17 protein-coding genes are annotated in these 18,626 nt (G+C 61.8%); 9 read left to right on the top strand and 8 right to left on the bottom strand.

Annotation, left to right across the window (positions count from 1 at the left end; genetic code table 11):
* Positions 1–48: 48 nt before the first annotated feature.
* Positions 49–1,524, bottom strand: a complete 1,476-nt coding sequence (locus tag OXR04_RS07665; protein ID WP_267372519.1) for an MFS transporter — start codon at positions 1,522–1,524, stop codon at positions 49–51.
* 304 nt (positions 1,525–1,828) lie between these two features.
* Here OXR04_RS07665 and OXR04_RS07660 point away from each other — a divergent pair, with 304 nt between their 5' ends.
* From OXR04_RS07660 to OXR04_RS07645, 4 genes are read left to right on the top strand one after another with little or no spacing between them, the layout of a single operon-like run.
* Positions 1,829–2,740, top strand: coding sequence for an ABC transporter substrate-binding protein (locus OXR04_RS07660; protein ID WP_046101477.1), 912 nt, complete (start codon positions 1,829–1,831; stop codon positions 2,738–2,740).
* Between the two features lie 3 nt (positions 2,741–2,743).
* Positions 2,744–3,919 carry an ABC transporter permease gene (locus OXR04_RS07655; protein WP_267372517.1) on the top strand — a complete coding sequence of 392 codons (1,176 nt, stop codon included), beginning with the start codon at positions 2,744–2,746 and terminating at the stop codon, positions 3,917–3,919.
* Positions 3,912–4,859 (top strand): ABC transporter ATP-binding protein, encoded by a 948-nt coding sequence (locus OXR04_RS07650; RefSeq protein ID WP_009091274.1) that lies wholly within the window; start codon positions 3,912–3,914, stop codon positions 4,857–4,859. Before OXR04_RS07655 ends, OXR04_RS07650 begins: the two co-directional genes overlap by 8 nt.
* A complete protein-coding gene (locus tag OXR04_RS07645; RefSeq protein ID WP_009091272.1) occupies positions 4,847–5,578 on the top strand; it encodes an ABC transporter permease in 732 nt (243 codons plus the stop codon). Before OXR04_RS07650 ends, OXR04_RS07645 begins: the two co-directional genes overlap by 13 nt.
* Here OXR04_RS07645 and OXR04_RS07640 read toward each other — a convergent pair.
* Entirely contained in the window at positions 5,559–5,666 is a 108-nt protein-coding gene (locus tag OXR04_RS07640) for a hypothetical protein (RefSeq protein WP_009091270.1), read from the bottom strand. The two genes, OXR04_RS07645 and OXR04_RS07640, sit on opposite strands and share 20 nt — an antisense overlap.
* 88 nt (positions 5,667–5,754) lie before the next feature.
* The gene (locus tag OXR04_RS07635) at positions 5,755–6,489 is read right to left on the bottom strand and encodes a MerR family transcriptional regulator (RefSeq protein WP_009091268.1); all 735 of its coding nucleotides are present in this window, start codon (positions 6,487–6,489) and stop codon (positions 5,755–5,757) included.
* Between the two features lie 149 nt (positions 6,490–6,638).
* Between OXR04_RS07635 and OXR04_RS07630 the strand changes: the two genes are divergently transcribed.
* From OXR04_RS07630 to ybiB, 4 genes are all read left to right on the top strand, one after another.
* Positions 6,639–7,202, top strand: coding sequence for a helix-turn-helix transcriptional regulator (locus OXR04_RS07630; RefSeq protein WP_111208963.1), 564 nt, complete (start codon positions 6,639–6,641; stop codon positions 7,200–7,202).
* Positions 7,199–7,717, top strand: coding sequence for a GNAT family N-acetyltransferase (locus OXR04_RS07625; RefSeq protein ID WP_058957718.1), 519 nt, complete (start codon positions 7,199–7,201; stop codon positions 7,715–7,717). Before OXR04_RS07630 ends, OXR04_RS07625 begins: the two co-directional genes overlap by 4 nt.
* Before the next feature lie 151 nt (positions 7,718–7,868).
* Positions 7,869–10,037 (top strand): ATP-dependent DNA helicase DinG, encoded by a 2,169-nt coding sequence (dinG, locus tag OXR04_RS07620; protein ID WP_267372513.1) that lies wholly within the window; start codon positions 7,869–7,871, stop codon positions 10,035–10,037.
* A gap of 26 nt (positions 10,038–10,063) precedes the next feature.
* A complete protein-coding gene (gene ybiB / locus OXR04_RS07615; protein ID WP_140924499.1) occupies positions 10,064–11,032 on the top strand; it encodes a DNA-binding protein YbiB in 969 nt (322 codons plus the stop codon).
* A 1-nt stretch (position 11,033) separates the two neighbouring features.
* Here the strand turns inward: ybiB and OXR04_RS07610 are convergent, their stop codons facing one another.
* From OXR04_RS07610 to hutH, 3 genes are all read right to left on the bottom strand, one after another.
* Complete coding sequence (locus OXR04_RS07610) at positions 11,034–12,191, bottom strand: M20 aminoacylase family protein (protein WP_140924497.1); 1,158 nt, start codon at positions 12,189–12,191, stop codon at positions 11,034–11,036.
* Positions 12,192–12,394: 203 nt separating this feature from the next.
* Positions 12,395–14,080 carry a urocanate hydratase gene (gene hutU, locus OXR04_RS07605; RefSeq protein WP_150029455.1) on the bottom strand — a complete coding sequence of 562 codons (1,686 nt, stop codon included), beginning with the start codon at positions 14,078–14,080 and terminating at the stop codon, positions 12,395–12,397.
* A 15-nt stretch (positions 14,081–14,095) separates the two neighbouring features.
* Complete coding sequence (hutH, locus tag OXR04_RS07600) at positions 14,096–15,646, bottom strand: histidine ammonia-lyase (RefSeq protein ID WP_046101485.1); 1,551 nt, start codon at positions 15,644–15,646, stop codon at positions 14,096–14,098.
* A 305-nt stretch (positions 15,647–15,951) separates the two neighbouring features.
* Here hutH and hutC point away from each other — a divergent pair, with 305 nt between their 5' ends.
* On the top strand, positions 15,952–16,707 hold the full coding sequence (gene hutC / locus OXR04_RS07595; RefSeq protein WP_009091253.1) for a histidine utilization repressor: 756 nt from the start codon (positions 15,952–15,954) through the stop codon (positions 16,705–16,707).
* On the opposite strand, the gene OXR04_RS07590 is transcribed toward hutC, so the two are convergent.
* Both OXR04_RS07590 and OXR04_RS07585 read right to left on the bottom strand, forming a co-directional pair.
* The gene (locus OXR04_RS07590) at positions 16,691–17,233 is read right to left on the bottom strand and encodes a HutD family protein (protein ID WP_267372509.1); all 543 of its coding nucleotides are present in this window, start codon (positions 17,231–17,233) and stop codon (positions 16,691–16,693) included. The two genes, hutC and OXR04_RS07590, sit on opposite strands and share 17 nt — an antisense overlap.
* On the bottom strand, positions 17,230–18,585 hold the full coding sequence (locus OXR04_RS07585) for a formimidoylglutamate deiminase (RefSeq protein WP_140028269.1): 1,356 nt from the start codon (positions 18,583–18,585) through the stop codon (positions 17,230–17,232). The genes OXR04_RS07590 and OXR04_RS07585 overlap by 4 nt, the downstream gene beginning before the upstream one ends.
* Positions 18,586–18,626 lie beyond the last annotated feature (41 nt).

Here is an 18,626-nt window from a genome sequence, read left to right as displayed (position 1 = left end):
GCACTGAGGTGCGGTTTTCCTGCGCTCTGTCCACGCCCTCAGCGCGGATTATCGCGGCAGCTCAAAATCCTCTGCATCCACATCATAGCCCGATGGTTCCCAGCGGATGGCCAGCAGCGCCAGCAGTCCGGCCAGCGGGGCCAGGAAGATCACCCAGAACACGCCGGTGCCGAGCGCCGCAACCAGCACCGGGAACAGAAACAGTGAAACGGTCGAACTGCCGCGCATCAGCGTCTGATTGAAGCCGACGCCCACACCCCGCAGCGACGTGGGGTAGCTCAGTGACGCAAAGGTCATGGTGTGCGAGCCGGGCCCGAATCCCTGACCAAACAGGAACAGCGCCAGCATCCCGATCGCGACAGCCGCTTCCTGCCCCCCTTCCGGGCGGCCAATCAGCGCCAGTCCGAGCAGCGCCACACACTGACAACCGTAACCCGCCACCGACATCTTCCAGGCACCCAGACGTGGCACCAGACGCACCGCCAGCAGCCCGCCCACAAAAGCGAACAGCAGATTCAGCGCCAGCGACACCAGAATCGTGGTCAGCATCGACTGGGCAAAAAAGCTAGTGATGATCACCGGCAGGCCAAACGCGACGGCGTTATAAGCAAAGGATGAGGCGATAGAGGTAATGGTCGCCAGCAGCGTGCGGCGGCGATAGACGCCCTGCAGCAGCGCACCATAGTTGCGCCAGCTCGCCCTGCGCACCGGCGTAACCGGCGTCAGCGCGGCATCGGGTGCCACCTGCGCGTTGATATTCCATGCGCTGCGTAAGATCGCCGCCGCCCCTTTCAGGTCGCCCTGATTAGCCGCCCAGACCGGCGACTCACTCATGTAACGACTGCGGATAGCGATAATGACTATCGCCGGCACGGCTCCAAACCCCAGGATCAGCCGCCACAGCCAGTCGGTATGGCTCTCCGGCAATACCGCATAGAGCAGCAGCACCAGCAGCCAGGAGATACTGATCGCCGCGTACCAGGTCGGGCACCACATCGCCACGCTGGCGGCTTTATTCCCCTTACCGCGCAGCTTCGAAAACTCCGCCAGAAAGGCCATCGCCACCGGCAGATCGATGCCGACACCCAGGCCCATCACAAAGCGCGCTGCACCCAGCACATACTCATTGGGAGCAAAAGCACAGGCGATAGCCGCGACGACGAAAAAGAACATATCGGCCATAAAGACCCGATAGCGGCCAATCTTATCGGTGAGGTAGCCGCCGAGCAGCGCACCCACGATCGCCCCGAAGGTAATCGCGGAGGCGATCATGCCGGTGCCGGTCGGCGTAAGATGAAATTCGCGCGTCACATCTTTGATACCAAAAGCCAGCGCACCCAGATCGTAGGCGTCAAGAAACACGCCACCCAGCGCAATCGCCACCACGATGCGGGCATTATTGCGGGCGCTGTCGCCACTGTTCACTAAACGGGAGACGTCAGCGGCGCTGCGAATCCATTGCGTTTCCCCGGCGGGCGAACGCCCGGCAGTCGCCACATGGGCAGAAGAAGTCAGGTCGGACATGATGTTGTGCGTCTTTTATTATAAAAACAGATTTTCGAGAATAGCCGTTTAGACGCCCAGACGTAAATTCATTTGAGTTATATAAAATTATTTTATAATCTCAAATCGTTATCAGCTTGCGAGAAAGTCAGCGGCATCACCGCCGCGCCAGGCTACGCTTTTAAGGCAGAGAATTTACCGCTTCGCGCCCTGCCAGCATCGACTCACAAAGCAGGAGAGCAGTCTGATCGCTCAGGCGCACCATTGACGCCTCGCGAAAACATCACGCTATAACAACACGCGATAATGCGATAAGGAAAAGGTCATGGTCAGAATTCGGGGTTGGATCGGCGTCAGCGCCTTACTGCTCAGCATCGGGGTAGCACAGGCAGCCGATCCGGTGCGGGTCGGCTCAAAAATTGATACGGAAGGCTCGCTGCTGGGAAATGTGATTCTTCAGGTGCTGGAAAAGCATGGCGTGAAAACCGTGAATAAAATCCAGCTCGGCACTACTCAGGTGGTGCGTGGCGCGATCACGGCGGGCGAACTGGATATCTATCCGGAATACACCGGCAATGGCGCGTTTTTCTTTAACGATGAAAAAGACAGCGCCTGGAAGAATGCCGCCCAGGGCTATGAAAAAGTGAAAAAGCTCGATGCGGAGAAAAACCATCTGGTCTGGCTGACACCGGCACCGGCTAACAACACCTGGACCATCGCTGTGCGAAAAGATCTGGCCGAAAAGAATCAGCTTACCTCTCTGGCCGACCTCAGCGCCTTTCTGAAAAAAGGCGGGACCTTCAAACTGGCGGCGTCGGCAGAGTTTATTGAACGCAGCGACGCCTTGCCCGCCTTTGAAAAAGCCTACGGATTTAACCTCACGCAGGATCAGCTGCTGTCGCTGGCTGGCGGCGATACCGCGGTGACCATCAGCGCGGCGGCACAGCAGACCTCCGGGGTGAACGCGGCGATGGCGTATGGCACCGACGGGCCGGTGGCGGCGCTGGGTCTGCAGACGCTCAGCGATCCGAAAGGCGTTCAGCCGATTTACGCCCCGACACCGGTGATCCGCGAATCGGTTCTGAAAGCGTACCCACAGATTGCGGAATGGCTGAAGCCGGTATTCAGCGCGCTGGACGAGAAGACGCTGCAACAGCTCAACGCGAAAATCGCCGTGGATGGTCAGGATGCCAGCAGCGTCGCGACCGAATGGCTGCAGCAGAAGAAGTTGCTGTAACCGATGGTGTTGTCGCGGGAAGCGATACGTCGCCCGCTGCAGCAGCCGGTGGCCCTGCTGCTGCTGACGCTGCTGAGCCTGGCGCTGGCGGCGCTGCCGTTTCTTAACTTCGCCCCGAACCGGCTGGTGACCGGGGAACCGCTGATGGGATCGCACATCAGCCGGTTCGGGCTGCTGCTTGTGCCGCTGCTGACGCTCTGGCTGCTGTTATGGCGGCCGCCGACGCGGATAAACCTGGTGCTGGCGCTGCTGGCCGCGCAGCTGATGCTGGCCGCGATCCTCTGGCTCAGTGGTCATCAGGCCACGCTGCTCAGCCAGCAGGGCAGTCGTCTGGCACGCACCAGCTTTGCCAGCGGCCTGTGGTGCAGCGGCGCGCTGCTCCTGCTGCTGATAACCGATCGGGTGCGGCAGATCACCCGTCACCGACTGGCTCAGCTGCTGCTCAATCTGCAGGTCTGGCTGCTGCCTCTGCTGCTGCTCTTCAGCGGTCAGCTCAGCGACCTCTCCCTGCTGAAAGAGTATGCCAACCGCCATGCGGTGTTTGATGCCGCACTGGGACGCCATCTCACGCTGCTGGCCGGTACGGTGCTGCCGGCGTTGCTGATAGCCCTGCCGCTGGGGGTCCTGCTGTTCCGGCGGCCAGGCTGGCAGAGCGGCGTCTTTGGCGTGCTGAATGTGATCCAGACGGTGCCGTCGGTGGCGCTGTTTGGCCTGCTGATTGCGCCACTGGCCGGACTGGCAAATCACTTTCCGTGGCTCGGGGCCTGGGGCATCAGCGGCATCGGCATGGCCCCGGCGCTGATCGCCCTGGTGCTCTACGCCCTGCTGCCGCTGGTACGCAGCGTGGTGGTGGGGCTGCAGCAGGTGCCACATGAGGTGCGCGAAAGCGCGCGCGGCATGGGGATGAGCGGCTGGCAGCAGTTTGTCGCCGTCGATGTGCCGCTGGCGCTGCCGGTCTGGCTGGCGGGTCTGCGGGTAGTGGTGGTACAGACGCTGGGTATGGCGGTGGTCGCCGCGCTGATTGGGGCAGGCGGCTTTGGTGCGATTATTTTTCAGGGCCTGTTAAGCAGCGCGCTCGATCTGGTGCTGCTGGGGGTGATCCCGGTGATCGCGCTGGCGGTGGCGATCGATGCGCTGTTCCGCCTGCTGATCTCACTGCTGGAGAGAAAAGATGATTGAGTTCAGGGGCGTTTCCCGCGCCTTTAACGGCAAAACGGCGGTAAAAGATCTGTCGTTACAGGTGGCGGAAGGGGAGTTCTGCGTGCTGCTCGGCACCTCCGGCTCCGGTAAATCAACCACCCTTAAGATGATCAACCGGCTGGTGGAGTTCGACAGCGGTGACATCCGCTTTGCCGGTGAGTCAATTCGGCAGCTGAATGCCCGCACACTGCGGCGCCGCATGGGCTATGCCATCCAGTCGATCGGGCTGTTTCCGCACTGGACGGTGCAGAAGAATATCGCCACGGTGCCCGAACTGCTGGGCTGGCCCCGCGCGCAGATCAACGAACGCATCACGGCGCTGCTGGCGCTGCTGAATCTGGACGCACAGCTGCTGAAGCGCTATCCGCATCAGCTCTCCGGCGGGCAGCAGCAGCGGGTCGGCGTGGCGCGAGCGCTGGCCGCCGATCCGGAGGTGCTGCTGATGGATGAGCCGTTCGGGGCGCTCGATCCGGTAACGCGGGGCGCGCTGCAGCAGGAGATGCTGCGTATCCACCGGCTGTCGGGGCGTACCATCGTGCTGGTGACCCATGACATCGACGAGGCGCTGACCCTGGCGGACCGCATTGTACTGATGGATAACGGCGGGATTGTTCAGCAGGGCAGGCCGGTGGAGCTGCTGACCCGGCCAGAAAATGATTTTGTCCGCGACTTCTTTGGTCGCACGGAAATGGGGGTAAGACTGCTGTCGCTGGAGCACGCCGGGGATGCCGTCCGGCGCGGCGAGTGGCTGACGGGCGAACCCATCGCCGCGACGCTGACGCTGCGTGACGCCCTGTCGCAGTTTATCACCCGGCGCACCGATAAACTGCCGGTGATCGACGATCAGCAGCAGCCGCTGGGCGTGCTGCACTTTAGCGATCTGCTGCAACTGCGCGAGGGATTAGCATGCGCTGGCTGAAAGATCCGCTGCTGTGGCTGGTGCTGCTTTATGGCACGCTGCTGGCCCTGATGCCCTACAGCGGGCCGCTGTTTCACACATGGTTTCCCGACCTGGCGCGGCCACTCTATCAGCAGGAGAGCTTCTGGCAGCTGACGCTGGCGCATCTGCTGCTGGTGATCACGGCCAGCCTGCTGGCGATCGTTCTGGGCATCGGCAGCGGCGTGCTGGTCACGCGGCGCGCCGGTCGCGCCTTCCGGCCGCTGATGGAGACGATCGTGGCGGCGGGGCAGACGATTCCGCCGGTGGCCGTGCTGGCGATTGCCGTGCCGGTGATGGGCTTTGGGACCTGGCCCGCCGTCGTTGCGCTGCTGCTCTATGGGTTACTGCCGATTTTACAGGGCACGCTGGCCGGACTCGACAGCGTGCCCGCCAGCAGCCGGGAGATCGCCACCGGGCTGGGTATGAGCCCCTGGCAGCGGCTGTGGCAGATCGAACTGGCGCTGGCTGCGCCGGTGATCATCGCCGGGATACGCACCTCGGTGATCATTAATATCGGCACCGCCGCCATCGCCTCGACGGTCGGGGCGAAAAGTCTGGGGTCACCGGTGATTATCGGCTTAAGCGGTTTTAATACGGCGTATGTGATTCAGGGGGCGTTGCTGGTGGCGCTGCTGGCTATCGTCAGCGACCGCCTGTTTGAGCGCCTGCAACGCTGGCTTAGCGTGAGTGAACGATGAGAGAGTATCCGACCAGCATCAGTCCGCTGGTGCCGCCGACGGCCATGATAAAAAAGAGCGTGGCGAAAAAGGCTTTTTTGCAGTTCATGGAGAAAACCTGAGCGTGTTAACAGTGAGGCGGGGATAATAGCGCGCGCGAGGCAGCAGGCAAAGCGCCCGGCGTGCGTTTTTTGTTATCAGGCGGGTTCGTGCAACCGCACGGAATAGCCCTGTTCCTGCCAGTGTGACAGCTGTTCCTGCTGGCGACGGGTCAGTTTTTTACCGGTAAAGACAAACATGTTCATGCCGGGAAAGAGTTCAGGACGCGGCACGTCCAGCGGTTCGGCCAGTACATCAATCCGCCAGCCGTGCTGCGACAGACGCCAGCCCTCCAGCCAGATGCGGGTGCGATCCTCGATACCCCAGCCGATGATCAGCGCATCCTTGCCCGATTTTTTGCGGCTGCCCGTCAGGCAGAACGCGACATAGTCGATCAGCAGGCCATCCAGCAGGCTGCACATCGTGCGGGCGGTGTTCTGGTCCAGACTCAGCTTCTGGCGCACCGGCATAAAAACGTGGTCGATCAGCGCATCAATCGGATGCTCGCGGCCAATCGCGGCAATTTTGTTACGAAGTTTTGCCGGTCTGACGTGGCGCAGCACGCTGATCAGCTCATCCTGCAGGGTTGTCCAGCCATCATGGGCATCAACGTCGCCCCCTTCCAGCAGTGCCTTGACTTTACCGACCGGCACGCCGCTTTCAATCCAGCGCATGATCTCTTCGATGCGCTGTACATCTTCTTCATCAAACTGACGATGCCCGCCTTCAGTGCGCTGTGGCTTCAGCAAGCCATAACGACGCTGCCAGGCGCGCAGGGTGACTGGGTTTATGCCACAGCGCTCGGCGACGTCACCGATACTGTATAAGGTCATAAATGCCTCTTTCGATTGGTCTGAGTGCGATTACCATAACGAAGCCAGTTAAGTTGTACAATACATTTCGCAATGTACAACTTGACTGATACGCCTGTTTTCAGCTATATCTCATTTGAGAGAATGTTTCCCTTATATGAGAAAATACCATGCCGGAGCTGAATACGGAGCAACGACTGGCGGTAAGGCTGGCAGAATTACGCCTGCAACGCGGCTGGTCACTGGATGAACTTTCTGTCGCCACCGGCATCAGTCGCGCGTCATTATCGCGCATTGAGCGAAGCGAGACCAGCCCTACTGCCGCATTGCTTAACCGGCTGTGTGCCGCCTACGGATTAACCATGTCTCGCCTGCTGAGTGAGGTTGAGGAGTCGTCGAGTCTGCTGGTGCCTTATGATCAGCAACCGGTCTGGCATGACTCGTCCAGCGGTTTTATCCGCCGCAATGTTTCACCGCCCGCACTTCATTTTAGATGCGAACTGGTAGAGGGCAAATTACGGCCTGGTGCACGCATTGAATATGATGCGCCACCCATCCAGGGACTGGAGCAACATATCCTGCTTCAGGCAGGCGGCCTGACCGTATCGGTGGCCGAACAGCAGTGGACGCTGAAGCCCGGTGACTGTTTACGTTTTCACCTCACCGGAAAATCGGCTTTCGAGGCGCATCTGACCGAAGGCGCACACTATCTACTGGCGGTGGCAAAACCATGATCGATTATCAGAGGCTTTCACCTGAACAGGCACAACAGGAGATCGATGGGCTGACGGCAGTGCTTCAGGCCTGCGTGGCTGATGGCGCCAGTGTCGGATTCGTGGATGCCGCCGATGTGGCGGTGATGACGCGCTTCTGGCAGCAGCGGGTAACCAGTCTGACCAGCGGGGAGAGCGAACTGCTGGTGGCGCGTCAGCACAACCGGATTGTGGCGACGGTGATCCTCAGTCGCAGTGCGATGCCGAATGGCCGCCATCGGGCCGACGTCAGCAAGCTGCTGGTGCATCCGCAGGCGCGGCGTCAGGGGATTGCCCGCGAACTGATGCAGCGCGCTGAGCAGCTGGCCCGCGGGCAGGGCAAAACGCTGCTGGTGCTGGATACCCGGAGCGGTGACGTTGCCAGCGATCTCTATCGTTCGCTGGGCTGGCAGGTGGCAGGGTCGATCCCCTTTTATGCCGAGTCGACGGCGGGCGTGCTGGATGCCACTACCTATATGTATAAGGTGCTGGCGTAGGCTGCTTCCGCGCCGGACGACCCGGCGCTGAACGCCTCCACGCTATCCGCTGAAATTTCCGACGGCGCACGAAAAATTCAGCACGAAAGCTGACGCCGCCGGGATACTGTGTAAAAATACAGGCCATTTTTTCGGTGTGGTAACGCAACTCATGGCCCTGACAGCCGCAGTAAAAAGCCAGATAGCGCAGTGGTATAAAGCGCTTTCGCAGCAGGTGCCTGATTTCATTCCGCGTGCGCCGCAGCGTCAGATGATCGCCGAAGTGGCAAAATGTCTGGCTGGTGACGATGCGCGCCACCTGGCAGTGGAAGCGCCGACCGGCGTGGGCAAAACGCTCTCCTATCTTATTCCCGGCATCGCGGCCAGCCGCGCCCAGGAAAAACGGCTGGTGATCAGCACCGCCAACGTGGCGCTGCAGGATCAGATCTTCACCAAAGATCTGCCGCTGCTCAAAAAAATCATTCCCGACCTGACCTTTACTGCCGCCTTTGGACGCAGACGCTATGTCTGTCCGCGCAATCTGGCCGCGCTGGCAGCCGATGATGATCAGCAGGGCGATCTGCTGCTCTATCTGGACGACGACGCCGTCAGCAGCACCAAAGAGGAGCAGACGCAGTGTGGCCGCCTGCAGAAGTCGCTGGATCGCTATCAGTGGGATGGCCTGCGCGATCACAGCGAGGAGAACGTCAGCGACAGCCTGTGGCAGCGGCTCTCCACCGACAAGGCGAGCTGCCTGGGCGCGCACTGCCGCTGGTATCGTGAATGCCCCTTTTTTGTCGCGCGCCGTGAGATTGAGCAGGTGGATGTGGTGGTGGCGAACCATGCGCTGGTGATGGCCGCGATGGAGAATGAGTCGGTACTGCCGCCCGCTAAAAACCTGATGCTGGTGCTGGATGAAGGGCATCATCTGCCGGAAGTGGCCCGCGATGCGCTGGAGATGAGCGCCGACATCACGCCGGGCTGGAGCAGCCTGCAGCTCGATCTCTTTATCCGGCTGGTCGACGGCATCATGACCCAGATGCGGCCGAAGTCGCCGCCGCCGCTGGCAAACCCGGAAAGGCTGAAAGCGCACTGCGATGAGCTGCGCGAACTGCTTACGGTGACCGCCCAGGCGCTGAATCCGCTGCTGCCGCCCCATAACCAGCCTGGCGAATATCGCTTTGTGCTCGGGGCGCTGCCGCAGGAGTTACTCGACCTCTGCGCGCGGCTGTTTAAACTCAGTGACGCGCTGCGCGGGCTGAGTGAAGGCCTGATCAATGCGCTGAGCGAGCAGACGGGCAAGGTCGACGTCGTGCGGCTGCACCGTAATCTGCTGCAGCTCAATCGCCAGTTTGGCTGGTTCGAATCGATCAGCAAACTGTGGCGGCTGGCGGCAATGGAGAAAGCCTCCGGCGCGCCGGTTTCAAAATGGATTACCCGCGAGCTGCGCGAAGGACAGGCGCATCTGCTGTTTCACTGCGCCGGTATCCGCGTCAGCGATCAGCTGGAGAAGATGCTGTGGCGCAAAATCCCGCATGTGGTGGTCACCTCCGCCACGCTGCGTTCGCTCAACAGCTTCAACCGCCTGCAGGAGATGTCGGGACTGAGCGAAAAAGCGGGCGACCGCTTTGTGGCGCTCGACTCCCCGTTCAACCACGTCGAGCAGGGCAAGCTGGTCATCCCGCAGATGCGCTATGAACCCCTGATGTCGCATGAGGCGGAGCATATCGCCGAGATGGCCGGTTTCTTCCGCCAGCAGATGAAAGAGAAAAAGCACAAAGGGGTGCTGGTGCTGTTTGCCAGCAACCGGGCGATGCAGCAGTTTGTCACCTCGCTGCCCGATCTGCGGCTGTCGATGCTGGTGCAGGGCGATCAGCCGCGCAGCCGCCTGGTCGATCTGCACCGGCAGCGGGTTGCTAAAGGCGAAACCAGTATTCTGATTGGCCTGCAATCCTTCGCTGAAGGCCTGGATCTGAAAGGCGATCTGCTGAGTCAGGTGCATATTCACAAAATCGCTTTTCCCCCGGTAGACAGTCCGGTAATTTTGACCGAAGGCGAGTGGCTGAAAAGCCTGAAGCGCTATCCGTTTGAGGTGCAGAGTCTGCCCAGCGCCTCATTTACCCTGATTCAGCAGGTCGGACGCCTGATTCGCAGCCATCAATGCTATGGCGAGATCGTGATTTATGACCGCCGGCTGCTGAGCAAAGCTTACGGCAGCCGGCTGCTGGCGGCGCTGCCCGTTTTCCCGATTGAGCAGCCGGAAGCGCCTGAGCCGGAAGCGATACCGGCCGCCGTGGTGCCCAAAACCAGCGTGCGAAAACGACGTCCTACGCGGCGCTGAGCCGCGCACTTAACCGGAAGCGAGTGATGGAACTGAATAAAATTATTAAAGAGATTGGTCGCGGTAAAAATCATGCCCGCGATATCGATTTTGAGAGTGCCGTGGCGCTTTACAGCGCCATGCTGGCGGGCGAGGTGCCCGATCTGGAACTGGGCGGTATCCTGATTGCGCTGCGCATCAAAGGCGAAGGCGAAGCGGAGATGCGCGGCTTTTATCAGGCGATGCAGGCGCAGATGATGCCGCTGCGTGCGCCGGAAAACCGGCCCATGCCGATCGTCATCCCCAGCTACAACGGTGCCCGTCGTCAGGGCAACCTGACGCCTCTGCTGGCGCTGCTGCTGGTAAAATTCGGCTTTCCGGTGCTGGTGCATGGCGTCAGCGACGACGCGACGCGCATTACCAGCGAGGCGGTGTTTGCGGCGCTTGGCATCGCACCGGTCACCACGGCAGAGGCGGCGCAGGCCAGACTGGATCAGGGCGAGCTGGCTTTTATCACCATCGATCACCTCTGCCCGCCGATGGCGAAGCAGCTGTCTCTGCGCTGGCGAATGGGCGTGCGTAACAGTGCGCACACGCTGGCAAAACTGGCGACCCCGTTTGCGGAGCGGGCGGCGCTGCGTCTGTCGAGCGTCTCGCATCCGGAATATGTGCCGCGTGTGGCGAAATTCTTCAGCGACATCGATGCGCCAGCCCTGTTGCTTAATGGCACCGAAGGGGAAGTGTATGCGAATCCGCAGCGCTGCCCGGCGATCAGCATGATTCAGGGCGCGGGAGCCGAAACCGAAGTCTGGGTGGAGCGTCAGCCAGAAGTGGCCGTTGAACTGCCGACAGATAAAACGGCAGAGGTGACGGCGCGCTGGATTGAGGAGGTGCTGAATCAGCAGCGCCCGCTGCCCGCGTCGCTGCGGCTGCAGATCGCCTGCTGCCTGCGTGCCAGCGGTCAGTGCGATTCACTGGCGGCGGCGGAGGAGCAGATCCGCGCCGCCGGTTACTGACTCAGGATTGCGGCAGGGCCTGTTCCACCAGATCCTGCCAGAAACGGATGCCAATCGGCAGCAGCGCGTCGTTGAAATCATAGCGGGCGTTGTGCAGCGGCGCAGAGGGGGTTTCTCCATCTGCGCCCAGCCAGAAGTAAGCGCCAGGGCAGGCTTCCAGCATGCAGGCAAAATCTTCCGACGCCATCGACGGATTCACCTGCCAGTGAACCTGTCCGGCACCCAGCGTCGCCAGCGCCACCTTGTGCACCTGCTCAGCGGGCAGCGCATGGTTAGCGGTCACCGGATAGCCCGGCAACCAGTGCACTTCACCGCTGACGCCAAACGGACGCGGCAGAGTCGCCACAAACTCATCAATCAGTCCGCGCACCTTATCGCGCACGCTGGTCTGCAGACAGCGCACCGTGCCGCGCAGCACAATCTGCTCGGGGATAACGTTAATCGCCTCGCCGCCGTGGATCTGGGTCACGCTCACCACCGCCGAGGCGAGCGGTGACAGGCGACGCGACGGGATCGTCTGCAGCGCCAGAATCAGCTCGGCGGCGACTACCATCGGATCGGCTCCGCTTTCCGGCATCGCCGCGTGGCAGCTTTTGCCGTGCAGGGTGATTTCAAACGAGTCCAGCGACGCCATCATGGCACCGGGATTCACCGCCAGTGACCCCAGCGGCAGCCCCGGCCAGTTATGCATCGCGTAGATGGCATCCATCGGGAAGCGCTGGAACAGCCCCTCTTTCACCATTCTGCGTGCGCCACCGAGGTTCTCCTCGGCAGGCTGAAAGATGAAATGCACGGTGCCGCTGAACTGGCGCGTCGCAGCCAGCTGGCGGGCAGCGGCCAGCAGCGTGGCGCTGTGACCATCGTGGCCGCAGGCGTGCATCACGCCCGGTGTGGCAGAGCGCCACGCCGCTTCCCCTTTCTCCGTGATCGGCAGTGCATCCATGTCCGCCCGCAGGCCAATGACCGGGCCAGGACCATTCTCCAGCGTGCCGATGACCCCGGTGCCCGCCAGGCCACGAAACACCTGCAATCCCGCCCGGGCTAACTCCTCCGCGATAAACTGGCTGGTTTGCTGTTCCTGGTAACCTAATTCGGGGTGGCGATGAAACTCACGGCGCCAGCGCAGGGCATCTTCAAGCAGGGCAGGGGAAAGGGTCATGCAGAGTCGCGCTCCATACAGAATGAGAAGATTTCACTTTAGAGGTCGTCTGGCGCGGCGTCTATCGCCGTCAGGCTTAAATCGGGCTATAGGCTAAATCAAAATGGAATAAGTAATAAGGAAGTGATGTCAGCGGCCTGCCGCCAGGGGCGAAGCGTGAGGTTGAAAGCCGGGGCAGGCTGCGGCCTGCCCCGGTCAGGATGTTACTTCTGCATGGGCAGGTTCAGGTCGTGCTCTGCGGCGCACTGCTGCGCCAGCTCATACCCGGCGTCGGCATGACGCATCACCCCGGTCGCCGGATCGTTCCATAACACCCGACCCAGACGCGCATCCGCCTCTTTGCTGCCGTCACAGACAATCACCACACCCGAGTGCTGAGAGAAGCCCATACCCACGCCGCCGCCATGATGCAGGCTGACCCAGGTCGCGCCGCCTGCGGTGTTCAGCAGCGCGTTCAGTAGCGGCCAGTCAGAAACCGCATCAGAGCCATCTTTCATCGCCTCGGTTTCGCGGTTCGGTGAGGCGACTGAGCCACAGTCGAGATGGTCGCGGCCAATCACCACCGGCGCTTTCAGCTCGCCGTTGCGCACCATTTCGTTGAACGCCAGACCGGCCAGATGCCGTTCACCCAGCCCCAGCCAGCAGATTCGGGCAGGCAATCCCTGGAAGGCGATGCGCTCCTGCGCCATATCGAGCCAGCGATGCAGCGTTTTGTGATGCGGGAACAGCTCTTTGAGTCGGGCGTCGGTCTTATAGATATCTTCCGGGTCGCCTGACAGCGCCACCCAGCGGAAGGGGCCTTTGCCTTCACAGAACAGCGGACGGATATAGGCGGGCACAAAGCCGGGGAAATCGAAGGCGTTGCTGACACCCTCATCCAGCGCCACCTGGCGGATATTGTTGCCGTAATCCACGGTCGGAATGCCCATATGACAGAAGTCGAGCATCGCCTGGACGTGGACCGCCATTGAGGCGCGCGCCGCTTTCTCTACCGCTTTCGGCTGGGAAACACGCTCCTGCTCCCAGCGCGCCAGATCCCAGCCAATCGGCAGGTAGCCATTGATCGGGTCGTGCGCCGAGGTCTGATCGGTCACGATATCCGGCTTCGGCCCGCCCGCCCTGGCGCGTTTCACCAGCTCCGGCAGAATCTCAGCGGCATTGCCCAGCAGACCGACAGAAATCGCTTTTTTTGCGGCGGTGGCGTCGCTGATTAACGCCAGCGCCTCATCCAGCGTGGTGGCTTTGTAGTCGACGTAGCGGGTGCGCAGACGGAAATCGATGCGCGACTCCTGGCACTCAATCGCCAGCACACAGGCACCGGCCAGCACCCCGGCCAGCGGCTGCGCGCCGCCCATGCCGCCCAGTCCGGCGGTGAGGATCCAGCGTCCGCTCAGGTCGTTGTTGTAGTGCTGACGTCCCGCTTCGACAAAGGTTTCGTAGGTGCCCTGCACGATGCCCTGCGCACCGATATAGATCCAGGAGCCTGCCGTCATCTGGCCGTACATCATCAGGCCCGCTTTATCCAGCTCATGGAAGTGATCCCAGTTTGCCCAGTGCGGCACCAGGTTGGAGTTCGCCAGCAGCACGCGCGGCGCGTCGGCGTGGGTGCGGAAGACACCGACCGGCTTGCCGCTCTGGATCAGCAGGGTTTCGTCCGGCTGCAGAAGCTGCAGGGAACGCAGGATCTGCTCGAAGCATTCCCAGTTGCGTGCCGCCTTCCCGATGCCGCCGTAAACCACCAGATCCTCCGGCCGCTCGGCCACATCGGGGTCAAGGTTGTTCTGGATCATGCGGTAAGCCGCTTCAATCAGCCAGTTAGCGCAGTGCAGCGTAGTGCCGTGTGGCGCACGAATCTCACGTGCCACAGCCTGAGAAAGAGTTTCGCTCATTACAGATTCCTTAATTCAAGAAGTGGAGCGCATGCTCGGCAGCAGCGCAGTCAATGCCTGAGGCCAGTCAGCGCGACTCGCCCACTGACGCATGGCGTCGATATCGGGTGCCAGCAGGCGATCTTCCTCCAGGAAGGCCACCTGCTGACGGATCTCATCTAACGCCTGCTCAATCAGCGCAGAACTTTTCAGCGGCCGGTTAAACTCAATACCCTGCGCGGCAGCCATCGCCTCGATGCCCACCACGGCGGCGCTGTTAAAGCACATGCTGCCGAGACGACGCGCAGCGTAGGTCGCCATGGAGACGTGATCTTCCTGGTTTGCAGAGGTGGGGAGGCTGTCGACGCTGCCCGGATGGGCCAGCGACTTGTTCTCAGAGGCCAGCGCAGCGGCGGTGACCTGGGCGATCATGAAGCCGGAGTTCACGCCGCCGTCACGCACCAGGAAGGGCGGGAGACCAGATAAGCCGCTGTCCAGCAGCAGCGCCAGCCGCCGTTCAGAGATGGCGCCTACTTCGGCAATCGCCAGCGCCAGGATGTCAGCGGCAAAGGCCACCGGCTCGGCATGGAAGTTGCCGCCGGAGATCACCTCACCGCTGTCGCTGAACACCAGCGGATTGTCCGAGGCGGCGTTCGCTTCGATTTCCAGAATCCGCGCCGCGTGGCGGATATTGTCCAGGCAGGCACCCATCACCTGCGGTACGCAGCGGATGGAGTAGGGGTCCTGCACGCGGCCACAGTGGGTGTGGGACTGCAGGATTTCGCTCCCTTCGATCAGGCTGCTGACGGCGGCCGCGACCGCAATCTGGCCCTGCTGGCCACGCGCCTGATGAATACGAGCGTCGAACGGTTTCAGAGAGCCTTTAATCGCCTCCAGCGACAGCGCACCGGCCATCAGCCCGGCGGCAAACAGATTCTCCCCTTCAAACAGGCCGCGCAGCGCCAGCGCGGTCGAAACCTGGGTGCCGTTGAGCAGCGCCAGCCCCTCTTTCGGCCCGAGCACAAAGGGCGACAGGCCCACGCTTGCCAGTCCCTCTGTTGCCGGGATCAGCGCGCCATTGACCCGTACCTGGCCTTCGCCCAGCAGCATCAGCGACATGTGCGCCAGCGGCGCGAGATCGCCAGAGGCCCCGACCGATCCTTTTTCCGGAATGCAGGGCATCACACCGGCATTGAACAGCGCCAGCAGCGCCTCCACCAGTTCGATCCGCACGCCGGAGTGACCGCGGGCCAGGCTGACGATTTTAGTGGCGACCACCAGACGGGTGACATTGTCGGGCAGCAGATCCCCCAGCCCGACGCTGTGAGACAGCACCAGGTTGCGTTGCAGATCGGCCAGACGGCTGGCCGGAATTTGCGTCTGCGCCAGCTTGCCAAAGCCGGTGTTAATGCCATACACCACGTTGCCGGAGGCGACGATCGCCTCCACGGTCTGCTGCGCCGTTGCAATCGCCTGACGCGCGCTGTCATCGAGGCTCAGCGTCACGTGACCCTGATAGATGGCGCGTAAGGTGGCGAGGTCTACCTCGCCCGGCACCAGGCGCAATGCCTGAGACGAACCTGACATAGTCTACTCCTGTATATACAAGTGTGCTGGCACGGCTGAGCGGTTTTTCCTGCCCTGAACCAGCGGGATAAAGCGAGTGAAACATAAGTGTCTATTCTTGTCTATACAAGTAGCAAGGGACGTGCCAGGCCGATCACAAAAATGGAATGCCCGCCTGCTGCGGGTGGATGAGGAAACGAAGGCGGAGGCTGCACCATCAGGAGGCGGGCGCTGCACCAGCGGGGCACAGCGCGCCGGACTGGATGTATATACATTCACGCGGTGAGACAGTAAACTGAAGGCACTATCAGGAAAAGGAACAGCAAATGGTCGAGCATACGGCACTGGCACAACTGGCGGCGGCGATGAGCGATGAGCCCGCCCCGATTTATCAGCGGGTGAAGCAGGCGATCATCAGTCAGATCCGCGAAGGAATGTGGAAAGCGAATCAGCGTGTGCCGTCAGAAAGTGAACTGGTTAATGAGCTGGGCGTCAGCCGCATGACCATCAACCGGGCGCTGCGTGAACTGACCAGCGAAGGCTTTCTGGTCCGGATGCAGGGCGTCGGCACCTTCGTGGCCGAGATGAAAGGCTACACCGCCATGCTGGAGGTGCATAACATCGCCGATGAGATCGCCCAGCGCGGTCATCAGCACAGCTGTAAAATTCTCGCTATCGGCCAGAACAAAGCCGATCCTGAACAGGCGGCGGTGCTGGGACTGACCACCGGACAGACGCTCTATCATTCGCTGATTGTGCACTACGAGAACGATCTGCCGGTACAGCTGGAGGACAGGCTGGTCAATCCGCTGGTCGCCCCCGATTATCTGGCGCAGGATTATCAGCAGATGACCCCGTATACCTATCTGATGCGGGTTGCGCCGCTGACGGCGGGCGAGCACATTGTCGAGGCGGTGCTGCCCGATGTGCGTCAGCGCAAACATCTGTCGCTGGATGAGCACGAACCCTGCCTGCTGATCCGCCGTCAGACCTGGAGCGACAACAAAATCGTGACCTACGCGCGGCTGCTCTATCCCGGCTCACGTTACAAACTGCTGGGCCGCTTCAGGGGACACGGCTAAGCCGGGTAAACAGCAGCCGGGCGTCCCGGCTGTCGGGCATGAAACTGCACGCCTCATCGACCCACCATGCGCCCTGTCGGACGGTCAGCTGTTTCCCGTCGTCGCTCCGCCACGCGCCTGCCAGCACCCAGGCAACCCCGTGCAGGCTGCTGACGGGGGCGGTAACCACCTCAACCGTGGCCTGCCACTGCTCCCGCCGCGTCATAATGTTAAAGTCTTCACTGATGCTGCCCTGCAACTGCGCGGTCAGGGCCAGTTCGCCGGCAAATGACCAGGGCTGCTGCGGCATTAACCGATGCGCTGTGCCCGGCGCGGTAAGCAGGACCGGGTCGCCGTGCAGCAGGGTGATGATCCGATCGATGCCCGGAAAGGCTGAGAAGGGGCCATCCTGCGCCAGGGTGGCAATGCTGGCGCGCCAGCCAAAGGATTCCGCACCGGGCGGAAAGCTGACAATTTCGCGGGTTTCGCCTCCGCCATTACGCCAGCGGCTGACCGCCAGGTCAGCGTAAGAGAAGCGGGCGATCATTGCAGGGCCGCCATGGCCTGACGGAAGCGTCTGGCACACGCCGCCTGATGGGGATGCTCGCCATCGACGATCACCGCCTTACCCGCCACGTAGACATCCCGAATCTGATCGCGCTGACCGGCAAACAGCCAGCGGTTCAGCAGCGCCTGAGATTCCACGCTGCCGAGCCACGCCTCATCGCGCAGCACCAGCCAGTCGGCGCGCTGCCCCACCGCCAGCGTTCCCTGCTGAATGCCGCACGCCTGCGCACCGCCCGCCGCCGCCTGCTGCCACAGCAGATCGCCGACCGACGGCTGGCCGGGCAGGGTAATGCGGTTGCGGCGCTGATCGCGCAGTCGCTGCGCATACTCCAGCCAGCGCAGCTCTTCCTGGGCGCTGAGCGAGACATGGCTGTCGGAGCCGATGCCCCAGCGTCCCCCCTGCGCGATATACTCCACCGCCGGAAAAATGCCGTCACCGAGATTCGCTTCGGTGGTGGGGCAGAGACCGGCCACCGCACCGCTGCGGGCGAGGCGCGCCAGCTCGCTCTCATCCAGATGGGTGGCGTGGATCAGGCACCAGCGTGCATCCACGGCAAAACGGTTCAGCAGCCAGCTCACCGGGCGTTCGCCGCTCCACGCCAGCGAGTCATTCACCTCTTTCTGCTGCTCCGCCACATGGATATGCACCGGCAGCGTCGGATCGCTCTCCGCCAGCACCGTTTCCATCTGCCTTTCACTGACGGCCCGCAGCGAATGAAAACAGAGGCCGCGGTTCAGCAGGGGCCGCTGCTGCTGCCACGCATCCAGTCGCGCCTGCTGTTGCAGATAACGATCGGTCTGCTGAATAAAGCGTTTCTGCCCGGCAGCCGGAGGCTGGCTGCCAAAGCCACTGTAGCTGTAGAGCACCGGCAGCAGCGTCTGGCCGATACCGGCCAGTTCGGCGGCGTCGATCAGCTGCTGCAGCATGGCGTCATCTGCATAGGGCGCGCCGCTGGGATCGTGATGCAGATAGTGAAACTCCGCGACCTGGGTGTAACCCCCTTTCAGCATCTCAATGTAGAGCAGGGCGGCGATGTCGCCCGCCTGCTGCGGCGTCAGGCGCTGCACCATGCGGTACATCCGGTCACGCCACGTCCAGAAGCTGTCCTGCGGATCGCCCGCCACTTCCGCCAGACCGGCCATGGCGCGCTGAAAGGCGTGCGAATGCAGATTAGCGAGCGCCGGGATCACCTCGCCGTTGAGCAGCACCGCCTGGTCGGCGTGGCTCTCCGGGGTAAGAGCGTCGATAAAACCGGCCTGATTGACCGTGATACGTACCTGCTGCTGCCAGCCCTCCGCCAGCAGTGCGCGCGGGGCAAAAAAAGTCGCCATGGTTGATCCTCGTCGGATGTAGTTGTATATACATATACATA

Origin of the sequence: Pantoea sp. GM_Pan_3, from assembly GCF_026541045.1 — a bacterium.
Taxonomy (GTDB): Bacteria; Pseudomonadota; Gammaproteobacteria; order Enterobacterales; family Enterobacteriaceae; genus Pantoea; species Pantoea anthophila.
Note: the sequence above shows the minus strand (reverse complement) of the source record. Positions and strands in the feature narration are given on the sequence as shown.

What these genes read in the sequence shown, in the direction of transcription:
- OXR04_RS07665 (WP_267372519.1), bottom strand. Translation starts at nt 1,524, where the DNA reads ATGTCCGACCTGACTTCTTCTGCCCATGTGGCGACTGCCGGGCGTTCG.
- OXR04_RS07660 (WP_046101477.1), top strand. Translation starts at nt 1,829, where the DNA reads ATGGTCAGAATTCGGGGTTGGATCGGCGTCAGCGCCTTACTGCTCAGC.
- OXR04_RS07655 (WP_267372517.1), top strand. Translation starts at nt 2,744, where the DNA reads ATGGTGTTGTCGCGGGAAGCGATACGTCGCCCGCTGCAGCAGCCGGTG.
- OXR04_RS07650 (WP_009091274.1), top strand. Translation starts at nt 3,912, where the DNA reads ATGATTGAGTTCAGGGGCGTTTCCCGCGCCTTTAACGGCAAAACGGCG.
- OXR04_RS07645 (WP_009091272.1), top strand. Translation starts at nt 4,847, where the DNA reads ATGCGCTGGCTGAAAGATCCGCTGCTGTGGCTGGTGCTGCTTTATGGC.
- OXR04_RS07640 (WP_009091270.1), bottom strand. Translation starts at nt 5,666, where the DNA reads ATGAACTGCAAAAAAGCCTTTTTCGCCACGCTCTTTTTTATCATGGCC.
- OXR04_RS07635 (WP_009091268.1), bottom strand. Translation starts at nt 6,489, where the DNA reads ATGACCTTATACAGTATCGGTGACGTCGCCGAGCGCTGTGGCATAAAC.
- OXR04_RS07630 (WP_111208963.1), top strand. Translation starts at nt 6,639, where the DNA reads ATGCCGGAGCTGAATACGGAGCAACGACTGGCGGTAAGGCTGGCAGAA.
- OXR04_RS07625 (WP_058957718.1), top strand. Translation starts at nt 7,199, where the DNA reads ATGATCGATTATCAGAGGCTTTCACCTGAACAGGCACAACAGGAGATC.
- dinG (WP_267372513.1), top strand. Translation starts at nt 7,869, where the DNA reads ATGGCCCTGACAGCCGCAGTAAAAAGCCAGATAGCGCAGTGGTATAAA.
- ybiB (WP_140924499.1), top strand. Translation starts at nt 10,064, where the DNA reads ATGGAACTGAATAAAATTATTAAAGAGATTGGTCGCGGTAAAAATCAT.
- OXR04_RS07610 (WP_140924497.1), bottom strand. Translation starts at nt 12,191, where the DNA reads ATGACCCTTTCCCCTGCCCTGCTTGAAGATGCCCTGCGCTGGCGCCGT.
- hutU (WP_150029455.1), bottom strand. Translation starts at nt 14,080, where the DNA reads ATGAGCGAAACTCTTTCTCAGGCTGTGGCACGTGAGATTCGTGCGCCA.
- hutH (WP_046101485.1), bottom strand. Translation starts at nt 15,646, where the DNA reads ATGTCAGGTTCGTCTCAGGCATTGCGCCTGGTGCCGGGCGAGGTAGAC.
- hutC (WP_009091253.1), top strand. Translation starts at nt 15,952, where the DNA reads ATGGTCGAGCATACGGCACTGGCACAACTGGCGGCGGCGATGAGCGAT.
- OXR04_RS07590 (WP_267372509.1), bottom strand. Translation starts at nt 17,233, where the DNA reads ATGATCGCCCGCTTCTCTTACGCTGACCTGGCGGTCAGCCGCTGGCGT.
- OXR04_RS07585 (WP_140028269.1), bottom strand. Translation starts at nt 18,585, where the DNA reads ATGGCGACTTTTTTTGCCCCGCGCGCACTGCTGGCGGAGGGCTGGCAG.